Genomic DNA, 16,918 nt, shown 5'->3' with positions numbered 1-16,918 from the left:
TTGACCGGGTGCGAAGGCCACCACTGCTGTTCAGCGTCCGGCGCTGAGTTCGTCAGGCCATGGTCAGCTCCACGGTCGAGCCGGCACGCGCCTTCCGCACCCGGAGGCGGGTCGGGATGCGTTGGCGCAGCTCCTCGACGTGGGACACCAGACCGACCACGCGGCCGCCGGCCCGGAGTTCGTCGAGGATGTTCATCACCACGTCCAGGGTCTCGGCGTCGAGGGTGCCGAAGCCTTCGTCCACGAAGAGCGTGTCGAGCAGAGCACCACCGGTCTCGCCTGCGACGACGTCGGCAAGACCCAGTGCGAGTGACAACGACGCCAGGAAGGACTCCCCACCCGACAGCGTCTTCGCCGGCCGGATGGCGCCGGAATAGTCGTCCAGCACGTCGAGCCCCAGCCCGCCGCGAGTGCCGCGGGCACCTGCGGCATCCGAGTGCACGAACGAGTACCGCCCCTGACTCATCGTGCGCAGACGGGCACTCGCGGCGAGCGCGACCTCCTCCAGCCGGGCAGCGAGGACGTACGAACGCAACGACATCTTCCGGGCGTTCTGCCCCCGCCCATTGACCACTTCGGACAGTGCGCGCAGCTCGGCGTATTCCTCTTCGACCGGAGCCAGTTCGGCAAGCGCTTTGCCCATCCGGCCGGCGAGTTTCTCCAGTTCCCGATGCTGCGCAGTCAGCGCCTGCCGGCGCACGTATGTCGTCTCCGCACGCTCGCGTGCGGACTTGGCGGCCGCGGCCTTCGGCGCGACCTCCACGACGTCGTCCGGCGAGATCCCGAACAGGTCCGGTTGCGCAAGCAGCTCGCGCGCACCGGCGGTCATCGCCTCGGCCTCGGCGAGACCCTGTTCGAGTTTGGTGATCTGTTCGTCCTCGCGGACTGCGGCGCGCATCTCTTCGAGGGTGGCGAAACCCTTGGCGTGCAACGAAATCTCGACAACACCCCGTTGCTCGGAGAGACGGGACTCCGCGCTTTCGACGGCAGTCCGTGCCTCGGCGGTCTCGTCGAAGGCACCGGCGACAGTGAGGAGGTGCTGCCGCCGCGTGCGAACATCCGGGAAGTCGCCCCGGCCGGCCACCAGCCGCTGCTCGCGTTCGGCGAGCCGCTCCGCCAAGGCGCGGATTTCGCCGGTCGTCTCGGTCACTGCCTGTTCTGCCCGGCGACGGCGCTCGGCCAGCTGTTCCGTCTGAAGTTCCAGCTCGCCGACCTGCCGAGCCATGCGGTCCTTGCGCTGGGCCTGTTCGGTCAGCCCGGCAACCGCCGCCCGTGCTCCGGCCAGCTCGGCCGCCACCGATTCGGCGGTTCGCCCGTCCAGCCGTTCGCGCAATACCTCGGCTCGGGCCTTGACCTCCTCCAAGGTGGAGACCACCCGTTGCCGCATCGCCGAAGCCCGCTGTTCGGCCTCTTCGGCGGCCCGTTCTTCGGCGGGATCGACCAGTTCGACCTCGTGCCCGGCCGGCGCCGGGTGCGCTGCCGAACCGCAGACCGGACACGGCGCGCCGTCCGCCAGCCCGGACGCCAGTTCCGCAGCCATCCCGGCCAATCGCCGCTCCCGCAGATCCAATCGGTGTTGCCGGGCCGACTGGTGCACATCGACCGCTTCTCGAAGCTTCTCCTCGCCACGCTCGACCCTGGCCACCACGGCGGGCAGTTCCTCGGCGGCACGAGCCACGGCGGTCAGCTCATCCACCTTCGCCACTGCGCCGTCCAATTTGGCCGCGGCTTCACCGGCCGCTCCTGCCGCAGCCCGCGCCGCAGCGAGCTGGTCCGGCAGCACGGCTAGCTTCTCCGTGACATCGGCAACCTGCCCGGCGGCCTCTTCGAGGGCCTTGGCCTGTGCTGCCTGGCGCTGCTCGTCGACCTCCTGCTGCCGGGCTTCCGCAGCCAGCTCGGCGAGCGCCCCTGCTTCCTCCCGCAGCGAACCCGCTCGTTCCCGCAGGTCGGCCACGGCGAATCCGGCGGTATCGAATCCCAGACCGGCGAGGTCGCGACTGCGTTCTGCCTCGCGTATCTGGGCGTCGCCGAGCTCGGCGGTGCGTCGTTCGAGCAGCTCGACCTCGGGCACCACCGCGGCCGCCCGCCGGGCGGCCGCGATCTCGTCGACCCATCCGGCCCGTTCATCCGCCTGCTCGGCGAGCTGCGCCAGCCGGGTGTGCGCGATGCGGACGCGGCGGATCTTCTCCACGTCCTCCTCAGCTTCTCGTAGCAAGGCATCCGCCGCCGAGGACGCGGAACGTGCTTGTTCCGCTTCGGTTTCGGCCGCCAGAGCTTGAGTGGCGACCTCGGCCAGCACGGTTTCCGCCCAGTCCGCACGCCCTTCTTCCGGCGGATCCTGCTGGGCTTCCTGTACGTAGCGGGCCAGCAGCTCGCGTACTTCCAGCTGCCGCTTCTCCAGCTCCCGGCCACGCTCGGTGCGCAGGTCAGCGAACCAGCGTTCGACGCCGGAGAACCGCTCCGTGCCGAAGAGCCGCTCCAGTAGCTTCTCCCGCTCGGTGGTGTCACTGCGGAGGAACTTCGCGAACTCACCCTGCGGCAGCAGCACGACCTGGAAGAACTGCGCGGCGGTCATACCCAGCAGACGCTCGACCGCACGCGCCACCTCGTCGATCCGGATCAGCCCGTCGGGTGGCAGCCCGGTCGGTGGCGCACCGATCCAGGTCAGCGAGACCCGGGCCTGCTGCGTGGTGACTCCGGCGCCGCGCTTCTTCGGCCGTTCGTATTCCGGACTGCGCACGATCCGCAGCCGCTGCCCCTGCACGGTCAGCTCCAGCACCACCTCCGTGCGCTGCTCGGACCCCGCAAGATCGCACCGCAGCCGCTTGACGTCCCCGCGCGCGCCCGGCACCACACCGAACAACGCGAAGGCGATCGCGTCGAGCAACGTGGTCTTGCCCGCGCCGGTGTCGCCGTGCAGGAGGAAGAGGCCGTCGGCGCCGAGCGCGTCGAAATCGATGACCTCTCGACGCGCATACGGGCCGAATGCCTCCACTTCCAGCAGGTGCAGTCTCACAGTTTCGCCACCTCCGCCCGGTTCGCCGCTTCGAGCGCGAGGTGCACGAGCCGCTCTTCCCGCTCATTCGGGGCGGCGCCTCGGCAATCATCGAGGAAACTCCGGGCGATCTCGACATCACTGCGGCCGCGCACCGCTTCCGCGTACTTCAATTCCGCACCGGGGATTCCTCCTTCCGGCCGCCAGTCCAGGTGCACTGCATACGGAAATCGCTCCCGCAATCGGCGCATCGCATCGACCGGACGGACCCGGTCGGTGACGGTGACCGAGAGGAAATGCTCACACCACTGCTCGTGGTCCGGATCGGTGAGCAGCGCGGTCAGTTCCCCGGAAAGGGCCGCGAGCGGCCGCGGTACCGGCAGCTCATGCCGTCGCACGCCGGCGAGACCGTCGCCGTCGAGGTCCACGAGCCAAACCGATTTCCGTTGCCTCGCCTCGGAAAACGAGTAGGCCAGCGGACTGCCGGAGTAACGCAGGTGTTCGGCGAGGATCTGCGGGCCGTGCAGATGCCCGAGCGCGACGTAATCCACGCCGTCGAACACCGAACCGGGCACTTGCTCGACACCACCGACCGCGATGGTCCGCTCCGACTCACTGGGCTCGCCACCGGTCACGAACGCATGCGCCAGCACCACCGACCGGGTGGCCGGGCGCCCGGCCAGATCGTCCCGCACCCGGCGCATCGCCTCGCCGAGCACACCGGTGTGGCCACGCGCCTCCGGCACGCCCAGCGCATGCCGCGACGGCTCGGGCTCGAGGTAGGGCAGGCCGTAGAACGCCACCGGACCGTGTTCGTCCTGCAGCAGAACGGGTTCCGCGATACCGGCGACGGTCGCCCGCAGGTGCAGGCCACCGGCTGCCGCGAAGTCCGCGAACGCGCCGAGCCGCGCCGCCGAATCATGGTTGCCCGGGGTCAGCACCAGCTCCGCGCCCGCCCGGCGAATGCGGGTAAGCGCGGTCGTGGCGACCCGGACCGCTTCGGCGGAGGGCACCGCGCGGTCGTAGATGTCGCCGGCCACCACCACGACGTCGACCGCCTCGCGCTCGACGAGTTCGGCGATGTGCGTGAGGACGGCCTCCTGCTCGGCGAGCAGGTCGGCGCCGTGGAACGTGCGGCCGAGGTGCCAGTCGGAAGTGTGGAGAACGATCACGACGACCACGTTAGGAGCCGAGACCGACGAAATGCCGCAGGCTCGCCGGTATCCCACTCGAACGTGTGTACGAAGCCGATCAGGGTTGCTCCGGACACGCCGTCCCCGACATAGTGAACTCACTGGTCAGCTACGGAGTGCGAACGCCCGTGCCGGTTTTTGTCGGTGGGCTCCGCCATGATGTCTCCTCGACCGACACCCCGACGGAAGGGAGGCCCGGGTGGAAACGGTGATCACCACCGCGGCAGTCGTGCTCGCACTGATCCTGTGCGTCGCTGTCGCCGTGCTGTGGCGGCTGTACAACGACGGGATGCGCCGGGCCGACGCGGCCGCGCGCCTCGTCGCGGCCGAACGAGCGAAGGGCGATCAGCAGCAACTCGCTCTGCGCCGGTACGAGGTGGCGTTCGCGTCCATCCACGGCCGGGGCGAGCTCGGCGAACAGGTACTGGTGGAAACCGCGCGAGCGCTGGGCTTGCGGGAAGGACTGCATTTCACCCTCCAGACCGACCTCGGCGGCGGCGGAAGCGCCAAACCGGACCTGGTGCTCAACGTCGGTGGCGGCCGGGCGGTTCCGGTCGACGCAAAGGCGAGCATGGCGATCTGGGCGGAGGCAGTAGAGACCGACGACCCCGAAGAGCGGCTCGACGCACTGCGCGTCCATGTCCGGCAGCTGCGTTCCCGCGCGGCGGAGCTGGCGAGCAAGGGCTACCAGCGCTGGGCGGACGCGATCTACGGCACGATCATGTTCGTCCCGTCCGATGCGGCCGTGGTCGCCGCACTGGACACCGACCCGGAGCTGCTGCGCTGGCTCATCGACCGCCGGGTGTTCCTTTGTGGACCAACCGGATTCGGGGTGCTGGCCTCGGCCGCGTTGTTCGCGGCCAGCGATCGAGCGCTCGTGGAAGACGTGGAACAGGTCCGGACCGGTGCGGCCGCAGCGCACCGGGCGGCCGGAAATGCCGTGGAGGCCCTGAACCTGTCCACTACGCATCTGCAGCGCTTCGTATCCGCGCGACGGCGGGAATTGGAGGCGCTGGAGGCGTTTCGCACCACCGTGGCACCACTTACCGATGCGTCCGGCAGCCCGGCACCGGTTCCGCAGCTACGGAAGGGAGACGAAGTGACAGCTAGCTGAGCCGGAACTGGGCTTCATGTGTTCGCTAGGCTTGTCGCGCAACGGTTGCGCGGGTTGCCAATGGGTTCGCCGCGGAGGGCGTGGCGGATTGATTGGCGAGGCAGGCTTTGCATCGGACATGGTGGGCCGGGATTGGCCGGCGGATTCGTTGGGCGGTCTTGTCGATCGGTGCTCGTCGGGTCGGTGGATCAACGGACGGTCGGGCGGGTTTCGAGCGATGGCGATTCGGCTCGGGCAAGCAGGTTCGGGTCAGACTGGGCGCTTCGGCTTCAGTCGGTGGGCTCGGATCCCTCGAGCCGGGCCGGCTCGGCGAAACGGTTCGGCTTTGCGGCGGACGGGCGCGGGTCCGGCAAGGCGGCTCGGCGCAGGCCGGGCGGCTCGGCCTTGGCAGCGCGGATCAACCTTGGCTCGTCGATTCGCGACGGCCGTGCGTTGTGATGGCCTTCCGGTGCCGGGTTTGGCGGGCACGCGGTGGTGGTGGCGCGGAGGCGAATGTGCGGTATCGATGGTTTGATCGTGGTGACCATGGGACACCGACCGTTCGGACCGTTGCTGGGTACTGGGCGTCGCCAGCGGACTGCGTCGCCGGCGCGAGGCAGCGGTGGGCACCGGATGGCCGCGGGCGCTCGGCTATGGAGGGCGAGCGTGACAGGGTCATCAGCCGCCAGGGGTGCGCCGACGATGGTGCAGGCGGGGTGGACTCAGGGAAAGGAGTGAGGGCGGGTCGACGCGAAAGGGGCAAGGTGTGGGGCATCAGAGGGAGCGAAAGGGCATGATTCCGGCATCGTGCGGGCAGAGTCGCTTGCCAGTCGCGGCGGGCGTCGCGTTAATTTCCGGTCAAGTTCCCAGTGTGACGGATATTCCGGAACGCGTCATGGGTGCTTGTGCGACAGAACTCTCGGAGTGGCATAGCCTGGGGCAGACGCTGCTCCGGCGAGCGGCCCGACTGTCCATACTGTCGGTATGAGCGCTGGTCAGAGCGTTGACTGGCGGGGCAGAGAGCCGCACGTACCGGGCGGAGGGTCGAGTCGGCGGGTGCCACTCGACAGCACAAGGGATCACGCGGTTGAGTGGCTGCTGAGTGCCGTCTCCGGCAGTGCCGCCAAGATCCTGACAAGTACGGGCTACGGTGTGCTTTGTGACCGCGATACGCGATCGCCAGAGCGATCCTGATGCCGATGATGCTCCCGTGCCCTGGGACGAGCGTCTCGTCGTCGGCGCGAGGCGCGGGCTGCCCTGGTGGGCGGCCGTGCTCGTGGGTTTCGGCTTGGCCGTGCTCGGCGCCATCATCGACGAGAACATCAAGGGCAGCCTCGATTTCGTCTTCAAGGCGGGGTACTTCCTCGGGGCCGTGATCGCGGTCGGCGCGGTGCAGAGACGCGCTCTGTTCGGCCCGATGGTGCAGCCTCCGCTGGTGCTGGCCATCACGGTGCCGTGCGTGGTGCTGGTGAGCGGTGGTGGCTCCGGCGGTTCCGACACCCTGTCGAAGCTGCTCAACATCGGTACCCCGCTGATCAACGGCTTCCCGACGATGGCGATCACCACCGGGGTCACGCTGCTGTTCGGATTTTTCCGCATTTACCGCGAGCGCGATCCGAACGCCCCGATCAAGCTCAAAGACGGCAAACCGCCGCAGGATCGGGACGAGGACGAAGGTCCGGCGCGTGCGCGCAACCGGCCGCCTGCAGGACGTACCGGGCAGACGCCTCTGCCCCCCGGCTCCCGCCGGCCGCCGCGCGAACGTGGCGTCGATAGGCCGCCGCCGCGTCGGCCGCGGCCGCCCGGCGATCCCGGCACACGGACTCGGCGGGAACCCATCGACCCGAACGCCCGCGGTGGCGGGCAGACGCCCCAGCCGCCCGGCCGTCCGCGCCCGCCGGAGGGTGACCCGCGGCGCCGGGACCCGCGTGGAGAGCCGCCGCCACGACGCCGACCGCGTGCGGACGAACCGCCGCCCAGTCGTCCGCGTCCGCCGCGGCGGGAGCCGCCACGACGCCAGCGGCCATGGGACGAGGAGGCCTGACCAGGCCGCCGTTTCCGTTGGAGCACACGAAGAGGGCCGCCGATCCAATCCGGATCGGCGGCTTTTCTTATGCCATGACCGGGTTCTTACGCCATCACCGCGCGGAGCCGCAATAGTTGGCGGAGCGAGGACGCAGAAGGAAGTCACTGCAGCACGCAATGGGATGCGAGTGTCGGCGAACCTGGTGGCCGACGTGCGGAACAGCGGACAACATTGGAGCAACTGGGGGCAGCGCGGTGACGGTCGCTGGCTGAGTGGGCAAACGGTGCGATTGGCGGGGTGGCGGCGCGGTGGGTTGTGCAAATGTTGCGGTCGTAATGCGGTAGTGCGTGTAGCCGCCTGCAGTGTGGGGCATGAACATGATATGTGGAGAGAGAGCCACGCCGCGGTTGGCAGGCGGCCTTACGGCAGGCGACACTACGCGAACCGACCCTGCGGCAGGCGATGCCGCGCGGCATCGCGACATTTCAGCAGGCAACACCACACGACACCGCAAACAACTCAGCTGACGACACCGCGACTGCGGCACAACGGCGCGGTGGTGCTGTGGCTCAGCGGCGAGTGGTGTTATTGCCCAGCGGCACAGGAGAAGATGCGATGCAGCAAGAAACCAAAAGTGGCGTAGCGGTGGTCAGCGCAGCGCGGTGAAATGAGCTGAGCCAGCCAGGGCGTACGGCGAACAACGCTGCGAGTATCGCAGGCGCAGCACACCAAGCGCGACGCGCAAGCGCCGCGAGAAGCCGTGGCACGTCCACAGAACGAAACCGATGTGCACCCCAAGAAACGAAACGAGGCACTAAACACCGGAGCGAGCACACAGTCCAGCGCAACCCAAACCGTTACCACACCCGAAATCCGGCCCTCAAAAGCCCCAAAAACCTTAGCTGACAAGGTCTTCGTCCCACGCCAAAGCCAACCAAACGAACATCCCCGCAAAGCGTGAGCCACCTATGGCCTGGACCAAAAAGAAGGAACCACCGGCCGGGAAACGGCGCCGAAAAAGCGCCGCCGACCCGCGCACGAAAGCCACAAAGTCGCGAACCTCAGGACCGTCCGGAATCTGCTTTGGCCGCCTTCCGGAGTTCCTGTGGGAGGGCGAAGGCGATCTTCTCGTTCGCCGTCGTCACCTCGTCCACCTGGCCGTAGCCGCGTTCGGCGAGCCAGGTCAGCAGGTCCATCACCAGGACGTCCGGGACCGAGGCGCCGGAGGTCACGCCGACCGTCGACACACCGTCCAGCCAGGATTCGTCGACCTCGGTGGCGAAGTCGATCAAGTAGGAAGCGCGGGCGCCCGCTTTCAGGGCGACTTCGACCAGGCGCTTGGAGTTCGACGAGTTCGTCGAGCCGACCACCAGGACCAGATCGCACTCCGCGGCCATCGCCTTGACCGCCACCTGGCGATTCGTCGTGGCATAACAGATGTCATCGCTCGGCGGGTCGCTCAGCTGCGGGAAGCGTTCCCGGAGCTGATCCACCCGCTCCATCGTCTCGTCGACCGACAGGGTCGTCTGGGACAGCCAGATCACCTTCGACGGGTCGCGCACGGCGACCTTCGCCACATCCTCGGCCTGGTCCACCAGCTGGACCTTGTCCGGCGCCTCCCCGGCCGTGCCCTCGACCTCCTCGTGGCCCTCGTGGCCGATCAGCAGGATGTCGTAATCGTCCTTGGCGAAGCGGTTGACTTCCTTGTGCACTTTGGTCACGAGCGGGCAGGTCGCGTCGATCGTGCGCAGGTTGCGCTCGGCCGCCTCCTCGTGCACGGCCGGGGACACGCCGTGCGCGGAGAACACCACGAGCGCGCCTTCGGGCACCTCGGACGTCTCGTCGACGAAGATCACGCCCCGTTCACGCAGGGTGTCCACGACATGCCGGTTGTGCACGATCTCCTTGCGCACGTACACCGGCGGACCGTAAAGCTCGAGCGCCTTCTCCACGGCGACGACCGCGCGGTCCACGCCGGCGCAATAGCCACGCGGCTTCGCGAGCAGCACGCGTTTGGCGGCGCTGGACGAGGAGATCGTCGGGCGGCCGGCGGGCTCGATTCCGGGACTCGCTGAAGTCATGCCCTCAGGGTACGGGCTGCCGGGGCCCGGCTTCGAAGTCCTCGTTGGGATGGACCGGTTGCGCTATCCAGGGTGTGCCCACGGTCACGTCGTGTGAACCAACCACACGTTCGGTTGGGCAGGACGGCCTGGATGCGGCACGCTGTCATCCATGAAGCCATTCCCGCTCCCCATCCGGGTCGCCGCGGGCCTCGCCCTCACCACCGCCGAGCGGGTTCGTGAACTCCCGAAACAGCTCACCGGGCTGCCGGTCACCGTGGCGAGCCAGGTGCTGCAGCTGTCCATGCGCGTGCAGCAGCACGTCACCGAACTGGCCATCAAGGGCGACGACGCATTGTCGATGCTTCGCCCGGTCGAAGACACCCCCAGCTGGGCAACGTTCGACGAGGACGCCGAGCCCGATTTCGCCGCGGCCCGTCCGAAGCTCGTTCCCGTGGACGACCTTCCGCCCCCGCACACCAACGGTCACGCGCCGGATCTCGACCTCGCGTCTTCAGTCGACGACGACCCGTGGGACGCGGAGACGCGGGCGCTCGGCGAAGAACACGTGGACGGCGAGTACGACAGTGGGACCGCGGCGGCCGAGGAAGGCGAAGCGGACACAGCGAGCGCTGGACCTGCGGGGCTCGGTAGTTACGATGAGCTCACGCTGCCCCAGCTGCGGGCGCGGTTGCGACGGCTGACCGTGACGCAGCTGGAAGAGCTGCTGGTTTACGAGAAGGACCACGCCGACCGGGCGTCCTTCACCGGCATGCTCGCCCGGCGGATCGCCAACGCGCGCAAGGCCGAAGAGCTGGGCGAGGGTCCTGCGGAAGGCCAGTGAGCCACGGCCGGGCACGAGCGAATCGCAGCGAGCGCCCATCAGCGCGAAAGAGGGCAAGGTGGCGCTGTTACGGCGCGGCGATCAGCGACCTGCCCGTCAGAAGGCCACCATCGACGCGTCACACCCAGCCCGTGAGCACCCAGACGCCCCGGAGGCGGAATGAGCACCGAACCGGCCACCAGCGCGGAGCAGCCCTGGCCGGTGCGCACCGTCGCGCGCAAGATCGGGGACTGGATCCACCGGCTCGGGGAGGTGTGGGTCGAGGGGCAGGTCACGCAGATCAACGCGCGCCCGGGGACGCAGACGGCCTTCCTCACGTTGCGCGATCCGGCCGCGGACGTGTCGATGTCGGTCACCTGCCCGATCTGGCTGGTGCGGGAGCTGGAAACGCCGCTGCGCGAAGGGGATCGCGTCGTCGTGCACGCGAAGCCCACGTACTTCTTCGGGCGGGGCACGCTCAGCCTGCGCGCCGACCGGATCCGGGCGGTCGGCATCGGGGAGCTGCTGGCGCGGATCGAGCGGTTGCGCAAGCTGCTTGCCGCGGAAGGGCTGTTCGCGGCCGAGCGGAAGCGGCCGATTCCGTTCCTGCCCCAGGGAATTGGGCTGATCACGGGACGGGCATCGGCGGCCGAGCGGGACGTCTTGGCGAACGCGCAGGCGCGGTGGCCGCATGTGCTGTTCAAGGTGATCAACACCGCGGTGCAGGGACCGCAGGCCGTGCCGCAGATCCTCCGCGCACTGTCCACTCTGGACAAAGACCCCGAGGTGGACGTGATCGTGCTGGCCCGTGGCGGGGGCAGCGTGGAGGATCTGCTGCCGTTCTCCGACGAGGCGTTGTGCCGGGCGGTGGCGGCCGCGGGCACGCCGATCGTCAGCGCGATCGGGCACGAGCCGGACACCCCCCTGCTCGACCACGTCGCCGACCTGCGTTGTTCCACGCCGACCGACGCGAGCAAACGCATTGTGCCCGACGTCCGCGAGGAGAGCGCCCGCGTGCGGCAGATGCGCGACCGCGGGCGCCGGGCGCTGCACGGGTGGGTGGATCGGGAGACCCGGCTGCTCAGCCAGCTGCGCAGCCGTCCGTCGCTGGCCGATCCGCTGGGGCCGGTCCAGCGCCGGCTCGAAGACGTCGAGCTGCACCGCGAACGCGGACGGCGCGCGATGCTCGGGCTGCTCGCCAAGGATCAGGCCGAGGTGGCCGGCGCCCGCGGCAAGCTCACCGCGCTCGGACCGGCGGCCACCATGGCCCGCGGCTACGCCGTCGCCCAGTTCACCGATTCGGCGGGCAACCTTCAGGTACTGCGGTCCGTCTCCCAAATTCGGGACGGCGCGCAGCTGCGGGTACGGGTCGCCGACGGAGCAGTGCACGCAGTAGCCGAATCCGTCGAAGCCACGAACGGAACGAACACGAACGAGAAGACCACGGAAGGGGACAGACCGTGACGCACCGGGCACCGGCGTTCCTCCCGCTCACCGTGGACGCCGCGGTCCGGCTCGGCGCCGGTCCCCTGCTGCGGCAGGCCCTGGCCACCGACCGCGCGGCGGACGAATGCTGGACGGCGCTGCTCGCCGGCTGTGGCACGGCCGCGCGCCGCGGGCTCGCCCCGCAGCTGCGCCGGCTTTCCGAGGCGACCTCGGAACAGGTCGGGGCACGCTGGTGGGTGGCCGAAGGGACCGGGCACCGGCGCCGGGTGGCCAGGGCGCAGGAGAACCTCGAAGACGCGATCGCGGACGGTGACGGGCAGGAGTTCGCCCTCGCTTTCGTCGGCTACGACCACGCGATGGCCAGCGCGGTAGTCTGCGCGCACAGCCCCGTGCACCGGAAGGTCGGAGAACGTCCAGCGTGAGCGAATCAGCCGGCGAAACCGCCGCCCTCGGCTATGAGCAGGCCCGCGATCAGCTCGTGGAGGTCGTCAAACGGCTCGAAGCGGGCGGGCTGTCCCTGGAGCAGTCGCTTGAGCTGTGGGAGAAGGGCGAGCGGCTCGCGAAGGTGTGCGAGCGGCATCTGGAAGGCGCGCGCGAGCGGATCGAGGCGGCGCTGTCCTCCGTCGAGGATGACGACACAGAGTGACCTGCACCATGCGCAACTGAATCGGTCAGGCCGCACGGTCATCTGACAGACTGGTCATCCGCTGAGCAACTGTGATCCCGGAGGCCCGTATGACCACAGCCAGTGACCCACGCCGCGGTGAAGCGCCCGATCGCAACCTTGCCATGGAACTGGTTCGCGTGACCGAGGCGGCCGCCATGGCGGCCGGCCGATGGGTCGGCCGCGGCGACAAGATCGGTGGCGACGGGGCGGCCGTCGACGCGATGCGCCAGCTCGTCTCCACCGTCTCGATGCGGGGCGTCGTCGTGATCGGCGAGGGCGAGAAGGACGAAGCGCCGATGCTGTTCAACGGCGAGGAGGTCGGCAACGGCGACGGCCCGGACTGCGATGTCGCGGTCGACCCGGTCGACGGCACCACGCTGATGGCCAAGGGCATGCCGAACGCGCTGGCCGTGCTCGCGGTCGCCGAGCGTGGCGCGATGTTCGACCCCTCCGCGGTGTTCTACATGGAGAAGCTCGCGGTCGGCCCGGACGCGGCGGGCAAGGTGGACATCGCCGCGCCGGTCGCGGAGAACATCCGCCGGGTGGCCAAGGCGAAGAACTCCAGCGTCAGCGACGTGACGGTGTGCGTGCTCGACCGGCCGCGGCACGAGCGGCTGGTCAAGGAGATCCGCGAGGCGGGCGCCCGGATCCGGTTCATCTCCGACGGGGACGTGGCGGGCGCGATCGCCGCGGCCCGCCCGGCCACCGGCGTGGACCTGCTGCTGGGCATCGGCGGGACGCCCGAGGGCATCATCGCCGCCTGTGCGATGAAGTGCCTCGGCGGCGAGCTGCAGGGCAAGCTCTGGCCGAAGGACGACGCGGAGCGCGAGAAGGCACTGGCCGCGGGCCACGATCTGGACCGGATCCTGCTCACCGACGACCTCGTACGCGGGGACAACACGTTCTTCTGCGCCACCGGCGTGACCGACGGCGACCTGCTGCGCGGCGTGCATTACCGCGCCGGCGGCGCGACGACCCAGTCGATCGTCATGCGGTCCAAGTCCGGCACAGTCAGAATGATCGACGGTTACCACCGGCTGGAGAAGCTGCGGGCGTACTCGTCCATCAACTTCGACGGCAACCTCGAACTCGACGAGGAAGACAGCACGGCCCCGCCACTTCCCTAGAGCTGCAAGGAGCGTCCCTGGTGCCGAAACGGTTGCTCACCCTGTTGTCCGCCGTCGTCGCCGGTATGGCGCTCAGCACGGGCAGCGCGACCGCGGGCTCGGTGATCGTCGGTGGCACGGCGGCGGATCAGCCGTATCCGTACGCCGTTTCGCTGCACACCTCGGACGACACGCTGTACTGCGCGGGTTCGCTGGTCACGCCGACCTGGGTGGTCACCGCGGCGCACTGCCTGTCCCGCGAGCGGCCCGAGACGATCCAGCTGCGGGTCGGCACGAACGAAGCCGGGAAAGGCGGGGAAAAGCCGGAGGCGGCCGAGTTCGTGCTGAACCCGCACTTCAACGCGGCCAACCGGACCGGGGATCTCGGGCTGGTCCGGCTGGCCAAGCCGGTGAAGGCCGCCCCGGTCCCGATCGGCGGCACCGCCGGCCCCGGCACGGCCGTGCGGCTGCTCGGCTGGGGCCAGACCTGCGCGACACCGGAATGCGGCCCGCTCGCCTCGTCATTGCAGCAACTCGACACGAAGCTGGTCGACGGTGCGAAGTGCACCTCCACCTTCGACGGCACCACCGAGCTGTGCACCGACAACGCGGACGGCAAAGCGGGCTCGTGCTACGGCGATTCCGGTGGCCCGGAGCTGGCGCGCGACGGTGACCGCTGGGTGCTGGTCGGGCTGGTCAGCCGGCCGGGCAACGGCTCGGCGACCTGCGCGACGGCGCCGTCCATCGCCACTTCGGTGGTCGCGCACCAGCCGTGGATCGCGGAGAAGACGGGCTGACTCACTCCACGTTGCTCGAATGGCCCGGGAACAGGTGCGCCTCCGGATTCAGGGCCACGGCGATGTTGTTGACCGCGGTGGCGGCTTCGCCGAATCCGGTGGCGATCAGCTTGACCTTGCCCGGGTACGCGGCGACATCACCGGCTGCGTAGACCCGCGGGCGGGCGGTCGCCATGGTCGAATCGACGGAAATCGCCCGGTGGTCGATTTCCAGTCCCCAGCTTTCGATCGGGCCGAGGTCGGCGGTAAAACCGAGCGCCGCGACCACGGCGTCCGCGCGCAGCTGTTCCGCTTCGCCGCCCTTCACCGCGACGTCGACAGCAGTCAGCTCGCCGCCTGGCGCGGCCACGAAACGGGTCACCTCGGCGTCGGTGACCAGGCGGACGCCCAGCTCGCGTACCTGCCGCACGATCGACTCGGCCGCACGGAACTTCGCGCGGCGATGCACCAGCGTCACGCTCGCCGCGACCGGATGCAGCGCGAGGCACCAGTCGAAAGCGGAATCACCGCCGCCGACCACGACCACGTGCTGCCCGGCGTGCGCGGCCAGCGACGGCACGAAGTGCACCATGCCGCGGCCGAGCCAGCCGTCTCCGGCGGGCAGCGGGCGCGGGGTGAACTCACCGATGCCCGCAGTGATCAGCACGGCGCCCGCGCGCAGGGTCTCGCCGCCGTCGAGAGTCAGCTCCACCCCGCCGTCGACGCTTTCCAGCTTCTCCGCCTTGCGCCCCAGCAGATAGACCGGATGCCACGGCTCAGCCTGCTCGACCAGGCCCTGCACCAGATCCCGGCCGCGGATGGCCGGGAACCCGCCGACGTCGTAGATCATCTTCTCCGGGTACATCGCGGTGATCTGGCCGCCCGGTTCGGGCAGCGAGTCGAGCACGGCCATGGACAGGCCGCGGAATCCCGCGTAGTAGGCGGCGAACAGGCCGGTGGGTCCGGCGCCGATGACCACGATGTCGTACGAATCCATGAAGCTCGCTCCAGCCAGTGGTGGGGTGGCGGTGATCGAGAACACATTGAGAATAGCCAGTGTGGCAACGCCACTCGGTTGAGGGCGGCGGAGGGGAGGAAGGCGGAGATGGACCCGGTGCGGTACCTGGGGTGGGCGACGCCACCACGCCGTCGCGCCGATTCGGGGCCAGAATCGGGGTATGGCTGAACAGGAATTCCGGATCGAACACGACACGATGGGCGAGGTCCGCGTCCCGGTCGACGCGCTCTACCGCGCGCAGACGCAGCGTGCGGTGGAGAACTTCCCGATCTCCGGCCGCGGTCTGGAGCGGGCGCAGATCCGCGCGCTCGGCCTGGTGAAAGCGGCTGCTGCCAGGGTGAACAAGCAGCTGGGCGTGCTGGACGCCGAAGTCGCTGACGCGATCGCCGCAGCCGCCGGCGAAGTGGCCGAAGGAAAGCACGACGCGCACTTCCCGATCGACGTGTTCCAAACCGGTTCCGGCACCTCGTCGAACATGAACGCGAACGAGGTCATCGCCACCCTCGCCACCCGCGCACTCGGCCGCGACGTGCACCCGAACGACCACGTCAACGCGTCGCAGTCGTCGAACGACACCTTCCCGGCCACCATCCACGTGGCCGCTACCGAGGCCGTGCTGACCGACGTGATCCCGGCGCTGGAGCACCTCGCGGGCGCGATCGAGGCGCGCGCGCGGGAGTGGCAGGACGTGGTCAAGTCCGGGCGCACGCACCTGATGGACGCGGTCCCGATCACGCTCGGCCAGGAGGCGGGCGCGTGGGCGGCGCAGATCCGGTTCGGCATCGAGCGGCTACGGTCGGGCCTGCCGCGGCTGGGCGAGCTGCCGATCGGCGGGACCGCGGTCGGGTCCGGGCTGAACGCGCCGGAGGGCTTCGGCGCCGCCGTGTCCGCCGAGCTGGCGAAGCTGACCGGGCTGCCGCTCGTCGAAGCTCGCAACCACTTCGAGGCGCAGGCGACGCAGGACGGCGTGGTGGAGACCTCCGGGCAGCTGCGGACGATCGCGGTGTCGCTGAACAAGATCGCCAACGACCTCCGCTGGCTGGGGTCCGGGCCGCGCACCGGGCTGGCCGAGCTGGCGCTGCCGGATCTGCAGCCGGGTTCGTCGATCATGCCGGGCAAAGTCAACCCGGTCATCCCGGAGGCGACGCTGCAGGTGGTGGCGCAGGTCATCGGCAACGACGCGGCGGTCGCCTTCGCCGGCGCCGCGGGCAACTTCCAGCTCAACGTGAACCTGCCGGTGATCGCGCGCAACGTCCTTGAGTCCGCACGGCTGCTCGCGGCCGTCTCGCGGCTGTTGGCGGACAAGGTGTTCGCCGGGGTGATCGCGAACGTCGACCGTGCACGGCAGTACGCCGAAGGGTCGCCTTCGATCGTTACGCCGCTGAACAAGTACATCGGTTACGAAGCTGCCGCAGCGGTCGCGAAGCAGGCGCTCAAGGAGCTGAAGACGATTCGCGAGGTCGTCATCGAGCGTGGGTTCGTGAAGGACGGCATGCTCACCGAAGCACAGCTGGACGAAGCTCTCGACGTGCTGCGGATGGCGCACGGCGGGCGGTGACTCCGCTGGTTCCAGCCCCACCGTCCACATGCGACACCTAAGGCCAAAGCACCACCGCACGGGCGGAGCTGCAGGACGAGGGCTACACCCCGTGCGTCACGAAACAGGGGATGCTGGACGCGTATTGCACCCGTCCGGACGCTTGAGCCGGTTTTTT

At 69.4% G+C, this 16,918-nt stretch carries 14 protein-coding genes; 9 read left to right on the top strand and 5 right to left on the bottom strand.

The features are described from left to right. Window positions 1-52: 52 nt before the first annotated feature. Together ATK36_RS22700 and ATK36_RS22695 are read right to left on the bottom strand one after the other, a co-directional pair. On the bottom strand, window positions 53-3,016 hold the full coding sequence (locus ATK36_RS22700; protein ID WP_098513340.1) for an AAA family ATPase: 2,964 nt from the start codon (window positions 3,014-3,016) through the stop codon (window positions 53-55). Beyond that, on the bottom strand, window positions 3,013-4,167 hold the full coding sequence (locus ATK36_RS22695) for an exonuclease SbcCD subunit D (protein WP_170069860.1): 1,155 nt from the start codon (window positions 4,165-4,167) through the stop codon (window positions 3,013-3,015). Before ATK36_RS22695 ends, ATK36_RS22700 begins: the two co-directional genes overlap by 4 nt. Window positions 4,168-4,387: 220 nt before the next feature. On the opposite strand from ATK36_RS22695, the gene rmuC reads away from it, so the two are divergent. Then, a complete protein-coding gene (rmuC, locus tag ATK36_RS22690; RefSeq protein WP_098513338.1) occupies window positions 4,388-5,302 on the top strand; it encodes a DNA recombination protein RmuC in 915 nt (304 codons plus the stop codon). Between the two features lie 269 nt (window positions 5,303-5,571). Here the strand turns inward: rmuC and ATK36_RS22685 are convergent, their stop codons facing one another. After that, window positions 5,572-5,829, bottom strand: a complete 258-nt coding sequence (locus ATK36_RS22685; RefSeq protein WP_098513337.1) for a hypothetical protein — start codon at window positions 5,827-5,829, stop codon at window positions 5,572-5,574. Between the two features lie 662 nt (window positions 5,830-6,491). On the opposite strand from ATK36_RS22685, the gene ATK36_RS22680 reads away from it, so the two are divergent. Next, entirely contained in the window at window positions 6,492-7,325 is an 834-nt protein-coding gene (locus ATK36_RS22680; RefSeq protein ID WP_245915018.1) for a DUF6542 domain-containing protein, read from the top strand. A gap of 1,043 nt (window positions 7,326-8,368) precedes the next feature. Here the strand turns inward: ATK36_RS22680 and ATK36_RS22675 are convergent. Beyond that, the gene (locus tag ATK36_RS22675) at window positions 8,369-9,388 is read right to left on the bottom strand and encodes a 4-hydroxy-3-methylbut-2-enyl diphosphate reductase (protein WP_170069858.1); all 1,020 of its coding nucleotides are present in this window, start codon (window positions 9,386-9,388) and stop codon (window positions 8,369-8,371) included. Between the two features lie 151 nt (window positions 9,389-9,539). Between ATK36_RS22675 and ATK36_RS22670 the strand changes: the two genes are divergently transcribed. From ATK36_RS22670 to ATK36_RS22645, 6 genes are all read left to right on the top strand, one after another. Beyond that, window positions 9,540-10,211, top strand: a complete 672-nt coding sequence (locus tag ATK36_RS22670) for a lipid droplet-associated protein (protein ID WP_098513335.1) — start codon at window positions 9,540-9,542, stop codon at window positions 10,209-10,211. A gap of 159 nt (window positions 10,212-10,370) precedes the next feature. Continuing rightward, entirely contained in the window at window positions 10,371-11,654 is a 1,284-nt protein-coding gene (xseA, locus tag ATK36_RS22665; RefSeq protein WP_098513334.1) for an exodeoxyribonuclease VII large subunit, read from the top strand. Then, a complete protein-coding gene (locus tag ATK36_RS22660) occupies window positions 11,651-12,058 on the top strand; it encodes a hypothetical protein (protein ID WP_098513333.1) in 408 nt (135 codons plus the stop codon). The genes xseA and ATK36_RS22660 overlap by 4 nt, the downstream gene beginning before the upstream one ends. Next, entirely contained in the window at window positions 12,055-12,282 is a 228-nt protein-coding gene (locus ATK36_RS22655) for an exodeoxyribonuclease VII small subunit (RefSeq protein WP_098513332.1), read from the top strand. Before ATK36_RS22660 ends, ATK36_RS22655 begins: the two co-directional genes overlap by 4 nt. Before the next feature lie 89 nt (window positions 12,283-12,371). Then, window positions 12,372-13,430 (top strand): class II fructose-bisphosphatase, encoded by a 1,059-nt coding sequence (gene glpX, locus ATK36_RS22650; protein ID WP_170069857.1) that lies wholly within the window; start codon window positions 12,372-12,374, stop codon window positions 13,428-13,430. 20 nt (window positions 13,431-13,450) lie between these two features. Beyond that, on the top strand, window positions 13,451-14,206 hold the full coding sequence (locus tag ATK36_RS22645; RefSeq protein WP_098513330.1) for a S1 family peptidase: 756 nt from the start codon (window positions 13,451-13,453) through the stop codon (window positions 14,204-14,206). Window position 14,207: 1 nt separating this feature from the next. On the opposite strand, the gene ATK36_RS22640 is transcribed toward ATK36_RS22645, so the two are convergent. Beyond that, on the bottom strand, window positions 14,208-15,182 hold the full coding sequence (locus ATK36_RS22640) for an NAD(P)/FAD-dependent oxidoreductase (RefSeq protein WP_170069856.1): 975 nt from the start codon (window positions 15,180-15,182) through the stop codon (window positions 14,208-14,210). Window positions 15,183-15,363: 181 nt separating this feature from the next. Here ATK36_RS22640 and ATK36_RS22635 point away from each other — a divergent pair, with 181 nt between their 5' ends. Continuing rightward, window positions 15,364-16,761, top strand: a complete 1,398-nt coding sequence (locus ATK36_RS22635) for a class II fumarate hydratase (RefSeq protein ID WP_098513329.1) — start codon at window positions 15,364-15,366, stop codon at window positions 16,759-16,761. The last annotated feature ends 157 nt before the right edge of the window (window positions 16,762-16,918 follow it).

The sequence above is a fragment of the Amycolatopsis sulphurea genome (assembly GCF_002564045.1).
In the GTDB taxonomy this organism is placed as follows: Bacteria; Actinomycetota; Actinomycetes; order Mycobacteriales; family Pseudonocardiaceae; genus Amycolatopsis; species Amycolatopsis sulphurea.
Note: the sequence above shows the minus strand (reverse complement) of the source record. Positions and strands in the feature narration are given on the sequence as shown.